Annotated in this window: 6 protein-coding genes; 1 reads left to right on the forward strand and 5 read right to left on the reverse strand. The window is 53.2% G+C overall.

Features of this window, described 5'->3' with window-relative positions; genetic code table 11:
- Positions 1-213: 213 nt before the first annotated feature.
- Positions 214-1,002, reverse strand: a complete 789-nt coding sequence (locus R6U67_RS05240) for a D-alanyl-D-alanine carboxypeptidase family protein (RefSeq protein ID WP_410251574.1) — start codon at positions 1,000-1,002, stop codon at positions 214-216.
- A gap of 196 nt (positions 1,003-1,198) precedes the next feature.
- On the opposite strand from R6U67_RS05240, the gene R6U67_RS05245 reads away from it, so the two are divergent.
- On the forward strand, positions 1,199-2,050 hold the full coding sequence (locus R6U67_RS05245; RefSeq protein WP_410251569.1) for a phosphodiester glycosidase family protein: 852 nt from the start codon (positions 1,199-1,201) through the stop codon (positions 2,048-2,050).
- Here R6U67_RS05245 and R6U67_RS05250 read toward each other — a convergent pair.
- The 4 genes from R6U67_RS05250 to R6U67_RS05265 form a co-directional block, all read right to left on the reverse strand.
- A complete protein-coding gene (locus tag R6U67_RS05250; protein WP_410251570.1) occupies positions 1,974-3,056 on the reverse strand; it encodes an ABC transporter ATP-binding protein in 1,083 nt (360 codons plus the stop codon). The genes R6U67_RS05245 and R6U67_RS05250 overlap by 77 nt on opposite strands.
- Before the next feature lie 351 nt (positions 3,057-3,407).
- On the reverse strand, positions 3,408-4,487 hold the full coding sequence (gene fba / locus R6U67_RS05255; protein WP_410251571.1) for a class II fructose-bisphosphate aldolase: 1,080 nt from the start codon (positions 4,485-4,487) through the stop codon (positions 3,408-3,410).
- A gap of 337 nt (positions 4,488-4,824) precedes the next feature.
- Positions 4,825-5,574 carry a DUF561 domain-containing protein gene (locus tag R6U67_RS05260; protein WP_410251572.1) on the reverse strand — a complete coding sequence of 250 codons (750 nt, stop codon included), beginning with the start codon at positions 5,572-5,574 and terminating at the stop codon, positions 4,825-4,827.
- A 40-nt stretch (positions 5,575-5,614) separates the two neighbouring features.
- On the reverse strand, positions 5,615-6,790 hold the full coding sequence (locus tag R6U67_RS05265) for a glycosyltransferase family 4 protein (RefSeq protein ID WP_410251573.1): 1,176 nt from the start codon (positions 6,788-6,790) through the stop codon (positions 5,615-5,617).
- Between the last annotated feature and the right edge of the window lie 336 nt (positions 6,791-7,126).

The following is a 7,126-nucleotide window of genomic DNA, read 5'->3' on the forward strand; positions in this document are numbered from 1 at the left end:
GTTTAGGGTGATAAGAAAATTTATGGCAGATTACACCCGTTACTGTAGGGGAACCCACCCCTACCCCTCCCAGGAGGGGATTTTTCGCCCCTACAATTTTGTATGTTATGTGGGGAACCCACCCCTACCCCTCCCAGGAGGGGATTTTTCGCCCCTACAATTTTGTATGTTATGTAACAAATACCACCGTAGATCCAGAAGACCCATTATTGCTTAATTCAACTCCTCGTTTTCCCCATCCTCAAAGAGTTCTCGGGCTTTATAGAAGGTTTCTAAACTCTGGCGATCGCCGACAAAGCGCCAATGCCAAGGTTCATAGGCAATATTTTGAGGATTATCTTGTGGAAACGATAACTCAAAACTATAGTAAGCGGCATTCTCTTGCAACCACTTAAAGGCGGCGGTATTCTCAAAATTCTCTGAGAGGTGAGTGGCCGGAACATCGGCATCGCCAATGTCGATCGCATAGCCGGTATGATGTTCACTATGTCCCGGAGGGGCGCTCACTTCAGCCCGTTGTGCGGGAACTTGTCCCCGTTGGGCTTTAATCTCAAAAAAGAGATATTCTTGGTCTTCAACCGAGCGAAATCCCGAGAGAGGCATCAACCAAACCCCATCGGCCCGGGCCGCCCCTTCCATCTCTAAATAGGCATCTGCCGCCGCCGCACGTAGTTTAATCGTGTTATCGGAAACAATGCTTTTGAGATCCTCGGGGGCGGCTTCCTCGTAGGGAAGATGTCCCAACAGATCCGGGTTGTTGGACTCGCTACCCTCGTTATTATTCTCAGACGCGGTACTGTTTTCGGGGGTTGAGGGGGCCGTCTGGGCCACTTGGCCCGGAGATTGCCACAGATACCACCCCAGTCCCCCGAGGGCGATGCTTGCCATCGTGGCGACTAAGACAAGCAGGGGACTCCCCGCCGCTGTTGGCGTTGGGCTAGGGGTCGCTGTGGGGCGGTCTAGGGGGCGATCGCGTAATGCTTCGGGAATGTCGTCAACCATGCTGGAGGGAAGGGACTCAGACGAGGGACTCGGCCGCGTTGCGTATTTCAAAACAACTCTCCTACAATCGAGAGATTCGGAACGGATCAGGACAACCTCAAGGGGCTGTGCCTCTCACCACAGTAAAACAAAGAGACCCCAATTGACAGCTTTCATCGCTCTCGCCCTCACCGGGACAGTTTTGGCAACCACTCCCTTGTCAACCGATCCCCCCTATAAGTTTAAGGTCGTCCGCCAGGAAGCGGGAGTCCGGCTTTATGGCAATGGCGTCGATTGGGTGCAGGAGTTGGATTTAACGGCGGGGGTGTCTCTGCAATTGTTTGATCCCCGTCATGTGCAAGATTGGGGCCAGGGGGCTGACGAGTCGGGCAACGTCCCCCAGTATGATACTGGGGTCAGTGTCTCCATTGAGCCGCAACCCATACAGGTGCATTGGCAGGATTTAGAGGAGCGTTGGGGCGATCGCGCCTTTTCCGTCACCAATGGTCAGTTTTTTGGCTCTCAGCCCCTACAACTGGCATTTCCCCTCAAGGCTGACGGGATTATCTACAGTGGCGGTTATGCGGGATTAGGGGAATATCCCGGAGAAAAGAAAATGTTGCTCATTGACGGCCAGCAAGCCCAGATTTTGCCGTTTCCCGAAGTCGGGTATCCTGAGAATCCCCTGTTTTCACCGATTCCCCATCTCCTCGTGGGCCTCGACGAATGGGCTGATAAGGGCATTAAACGGGCCGTGGGGCGTACCTTCATCGGCGTGGGCGATCGCAACCAAGACGGAACCTCAGAAACCCTCTGGATTTTCAATTCTCCCGCCGCCACCCAACTGCGAGCGGCGCGGGTGTTGCGGGCTTTGGGGGCTGATGGGGTGATGATGTTAGATGGGGGTGGCTCAACGCAATTGCTAGTTCAGGGGGTGGAACGACTGCGATCGCGCGATCGCAGTCCCCGAGCCATTCCCCATAGTTTAGGGGTTATTTTGCCGAGGAGGTCAATTGGCGATGGGCCGGCGGAAACACCCGGGCCGCATCATCGGGAATCTGGACGTTAACCCGTGCGCCAACGGGTAAGCTCAGAACGTCATGACTGCGAGCGTGAACACAGTGGCCCGAGGGCATTTGCAGACAATAGCGATGTTCTCGGCCCAAGAATTGGCGATCGCGGACCTGAACCGCTCCCGAGTCATCGGGCTGCACCCTGAGATCCTCTTCGCGAATCATCACATCTCCCACATCCCCCGAGACTTCTCCCGTGGCCGCGACAGAAAAGCGCCCCAGTTCTGTTTCCCACTGACTCCCGGAACGGCGGGCCTGCAAGAAATTGGCTTGAGTGACAAACTCAGCCACAAAGCGCGAGGCGGGTTCGCGATAAATGGCTTCTGGGGTATCGAGTTGTTCTAAGCGCCCTTGACGCATCACCCCCACCACATCGGAGATGGACATGGCTTCTTCGCAGTCATGGGTGACAAACACGGCTGTCATATCCGTTTTCTTGAGAATGGCGCGAATCTCGTGGCGTAAATAGAGGCGCACCCGCACATCGAGGTTACTCAGGGGTTCATCGAGAAGCATCAACACCGGCCGAGGGGCGATGGCCCGGGCCAAAGCCACCCGTTGTCGTTGGCCCCCGGAAAGCTGGTGGGGGTAGCGATTCCCCAGTCCATCGAGTTCGACGAGACTCAGGGCCTCGGCTACCCGCTGTTGAATGTCACTGGCTTTAAGTTGCCGTTTCTTGAGGCCAAAGGCAATGTTATCAGCCACATTGAGATGGGGAAATAGGGCGTATTCTTGAAATACCATGCCCAGATTGCGTTTTTCTGGGGGAACCCAGCGCCCCTGGCCGGCGATCGCCCGCTGTTCTAAGATAATCTGACCGTTATTGGGCCGTTCAAAGCCGGCAATCAAGCGCAATAGGGTGGTTTTACCACAGCCCGATGGCCCCAAGAGAGAGAGAATTTGCCCTTTTTTCAAGGATAAATTCACCGTATCCACGGCGGGAACGGCTGTTTGGGGATAATGCTTGGTCAAGCCATCAAGCTGGAGAATTGTATCAGTCATAGGGGGGCGATCGTGCGCGGAATTACGAGAGATTGAGGCGAGCAAAACTAGAAATAATTGTAATTAGTCGTCGAGTCGAGAGCGAGCGGTTTCAGGGCGACAGTCACCGGATTTCTCTCCAGATAACGAACCTAGCCGCCTCAAACCCCCTAACCCAGCCTTGGATTGACTCCGACGATTAACCAAGATTTAGCTCTGCTTATTGAGACTTTATACTATTTAACGGCTAACCCTGTCAAGCCGAGAGCCGCTTCGCCTCCACAGCAAAAAAGGGTAGCACGATTGTACTACCCTTTGATGATTTAGTTAGAATTGCTAGCTCAACCAGCAATTCCGTGAAACTCGCTGAAACTAGGCAGAAACGGCAGACTTAGTTTTCGCAGCCAATTCACCACTGGCATATTTCGCCGCAAATTCATCGAGAGGAATTTGTTTAATTTTGGTGGCGTTGCCAGCCGTACCGAACGCATCATAGCGTTTAGCACAGACTTGTTTCATGTACTTGATCGAGGGCTTCATGAAGTGGCGGGGATCGAAGTTGGAGGGATCTTTCGCAGCCGCTTCACGAATAGCAGCGGTAATCGCCAAACGGTTATCGGTGTCGATGTTCACTTTGCGAACACCGCTCTTGATGCCTTTTTGAATTTCTTCGAGAGGCACACCGTAGGTTTCGGGGATAGCACCGCCGTACTGGTTGATCATATCCAACCATTCTTGGGGAACCGAAGAGGAACCGTGCATCACCAAGTGGGTGTTGGGGAGACGGCTGTGGATTTCTTCGATGCGGCTGATGGCCAAGATTTCACCGGTGGGTTTGCGGGTGAATTTGTAGGCACCGTGGCTGGTACCGATGGCAACCGCGAGGGCATCGACTTGAGTCCGCTCAACGAATTCCACCGCTTCATCGGGATCGGTGAGGAGTTGTTCACGAGTCAGAGTTCCCTCTGCACCGTGGCCATCTTCTTTGTCACCTTTACCGGTTTCGAGGGAACCGAGGCAACCGAGTTCACCTTCAACGCTGACGCCGACGGAGTGAGCCACGTCAACCACAGTTTTGCTGACGTTGACGTTGTACTCAAAGCTAGCGGGGGTTTTGGCATCCTCTTCCAAGGAACCATCCATCATGACGCTGGTGAAGCCATTACGGATGGCCGAGTAGCAGGTGGCGGGGCCATTACCGTGATCTTGGTGCATCACGATGGGGATATGGGGATAGGTTTCGACGGCCGCCATCACCAAGTGACGGAGGAAGTTTTCACCGGCATACTTACGTGCGCCGCGAGACGCCTGAAGAATCACGGGGCTGTTGGTTTCGTTAGCCGCCTCCATGATTGCCAGGATCTGCTCCATATTATTGACGTTGTATGCGGGGATACCGTAACCGTTTTCCGCTGCGTGGTCGAGCAGCAGACGCATGGGGACTAATGCCATAAAAGTTCTCCTTTTTCCTGTTAAATTTTGCTTTTTGTAGCTAGCCTCTCGTGAACTAGCCCATCGAATACACCAATCTTAAGATATATTTCACACTTTGGCGATCTATTTTGAGGGCTAAATTTTGCCCAGGCTCGTGATTCGGGATCATGGGTTGAAGTATTCACTGGGGCAATCCCCCACCAAGGGGGCGATCGCGCCTGATAACGCTCAGTAATCTTGTGGATAAAAAATTTTAATAAAACTCAGGAAACGCCGAATCTGTCGGCGTTTCCTAAAGGTTAGCTGGCCCTGAGGTTCCGGGGCCAACCTCCCGAGGGGCCAAAGTTCTCGCCGTTTAGACTCGTAAACTGGGGTGGTTCGCGCCTTGGAGGGCTTCGACGAGGCCGCGAACAGCGGCGATGGCCTCAATCTCACTGTCGAGGCGATTGACAGCAGAACCCACGCCGACACCGGCGGCCCCGGCCGCAATAGCCAGGGGTGCCGTGACATTGGAAATTCCCGACGCACAGAGAACCGGCACCGAGACAGCCCGAGAAATTTCAGCGGCGGCAGCTAAGGTGGGGGCCGCTTTTTCAATTAAGCCCAGGGTTCCGCCATGACGGGGTTGGCTACTGGTTCCCCCTTCCGTTTGAATCAGATCTGCCCCAGCCTCAACTAAGGCTTCAGCGAGACGCACCTGTTCATCTAAAGCCAAGATATGGGGAACGGTCACCGAGAGGGTTATCTCGGGGAGTAAGGCCCGAGTGGCCCGCGTCAGTTCCAAGACTTCGGGGGCCTCAAAACGACGACCTTGGGCGTAGAAGGCATCAAAGTTACCAATTTCAATCAAATTCGCCCCAGCGGCGACGGGTTCGAGGAATTGGTTGGGGTCAACAGCCGATACACAGATTGGTAAATTTGTCAAGGACTTGGCGAGACGAACCAACTCCGCATCAGCGGCGATATCGAGGAAGGTGGCCCCGCCGATATGGGCGGCTTTGACGGTTCGGGCCACGGAGTCGCGGTTAAAGTTGGTTAATCCGGTAATAATTTTCAGGGCTTGGCCGCGACGAAGCGGGTTTTGCAAACGTGCAAGCATGGTCATGGAAAAATCCTAATTCAGACAGTGTTGAACCATTTTGCCATCAAACCCACCCTTCCAGGGTATGGGCCAGGCTGGTAGCCGCCACCTCCCAGTTGAGGCGGCTTTCAAACTCTTGGCGGGCAGATTGGGCCAATTGTTGATACTGTCTTTGGTTGAAAACCGCCTCAATATAGTCACAATAGTCAGAAATGGATTCAGAAATCGATGCTGTAGCGGTGAATCGTTGCCCATTCACGTCCTGACGGATGATGGTGGCGATTCCTCCCACATCTCGGGCGAGAACCGGAACCCCGAAGGCGTTGGCTTCGCAGAGAACATGGCCGTAACATTCGGCTTGGGCGGGAAGTAGGAGAAAGTGAGATTGGGCTAAGAGTTGGTCAAGAATTGCGGCGTCTTGGGGCTGTTGACGGTTGAGAAAGCCGGCACAATGGACAAAAGAGGGTGGGGAACTCGGCGGTTGGCTACCGACGAGGGTGAGTTCGGTGGGATACCCCCGTTGATTGAGATGTTGGGCGACAGCGAGGGCGATGTCTCCTCCTTTACGTTGCCAATCGACGCCGATAAAGAGTAGTTTACAGGGTGAGTTGGGCCGCGATCGCAGCCAATGGTCAACTTGACTGGAACTCGGAATGGTTGAGAGATTCGCCCCAAAGGGAATAACGTTAATGTTTTGTTGAGGAAGCTGATAGGTCTGTTGGGCAATATCGGCAGCCCATTGGGAGGCAAAAAAGAGACCTTGACAGCGATGAAAGGCTCGTTTATCCAGGTCATATAATTGGCGGCGACTGGTTGGGCAAAGATGTTGATAGCCGGGATAGAAGTCAATTAGGCCGGCGTAGGGGGTATCGGTCCAAAGGGCGGTGGGTTTGGAGGTGTTTAGATAGGCGATAAGGTTACTATCTGAGGTTAAGATGAGATCGGGGTTGATGCGATCGCATTGGCGTTGCAGTTGTCGCCCATAGTCTCGGTTAAATTGAGGTTCTGTCCAGGAAAGATAGGTGTTTTGCCGAAGTTTATGATAGCGACGTTTGAGTTTGGGAAATAGGGCGGTCTGTTCCCGGTGTTTGTCGAGGTTATGGACAGAGATGACGCTGTGATGGTGGCTGAGGGCATCGAAGATGGATTTACATTTTTGTCCATGACCCAGTTTGTTGCGGGGCAGGGTTTTAGGATTAAATTCATTGAGGTTAAATTCAGTTAAATAGGCAATTTTCATGGCAAAATATAGGTCAATCAAGTGTTTTAAAATGGGTCTTCAGGGTTCATGGTGATAAGAAAAATTTATGGCAGATTATACCCCTTGCCGTAGGGGCATAACCCACCCCTACCCCTCCCAGGAGGGGTAGGGGTGGGTTATGCCCCTACAGCAACGGATGTAATCCGCCATAAATTTTCCTTATCACCCTAACCCCTGAAGACCCAGTCTTGAACAGTTGATGACTCGTGGTTAAGAGCGTGTTTTGCACAACGACCTGATTCACGAGTGGCTAACTTTTCCAACAAAATCCCCCTGAACTTCTAATGAGTTCAAGGGGGTTTTGTTTTGCTAGAG

This window comes from Sodalinema sp., assembly GCF_046483825.1.
Taxonomy (GTDB): Bacteria; Cyanobacteriota; Cyanobacteriia; order Cyanobacteriales; family Geitlerinemataceae; genus Sodalinema.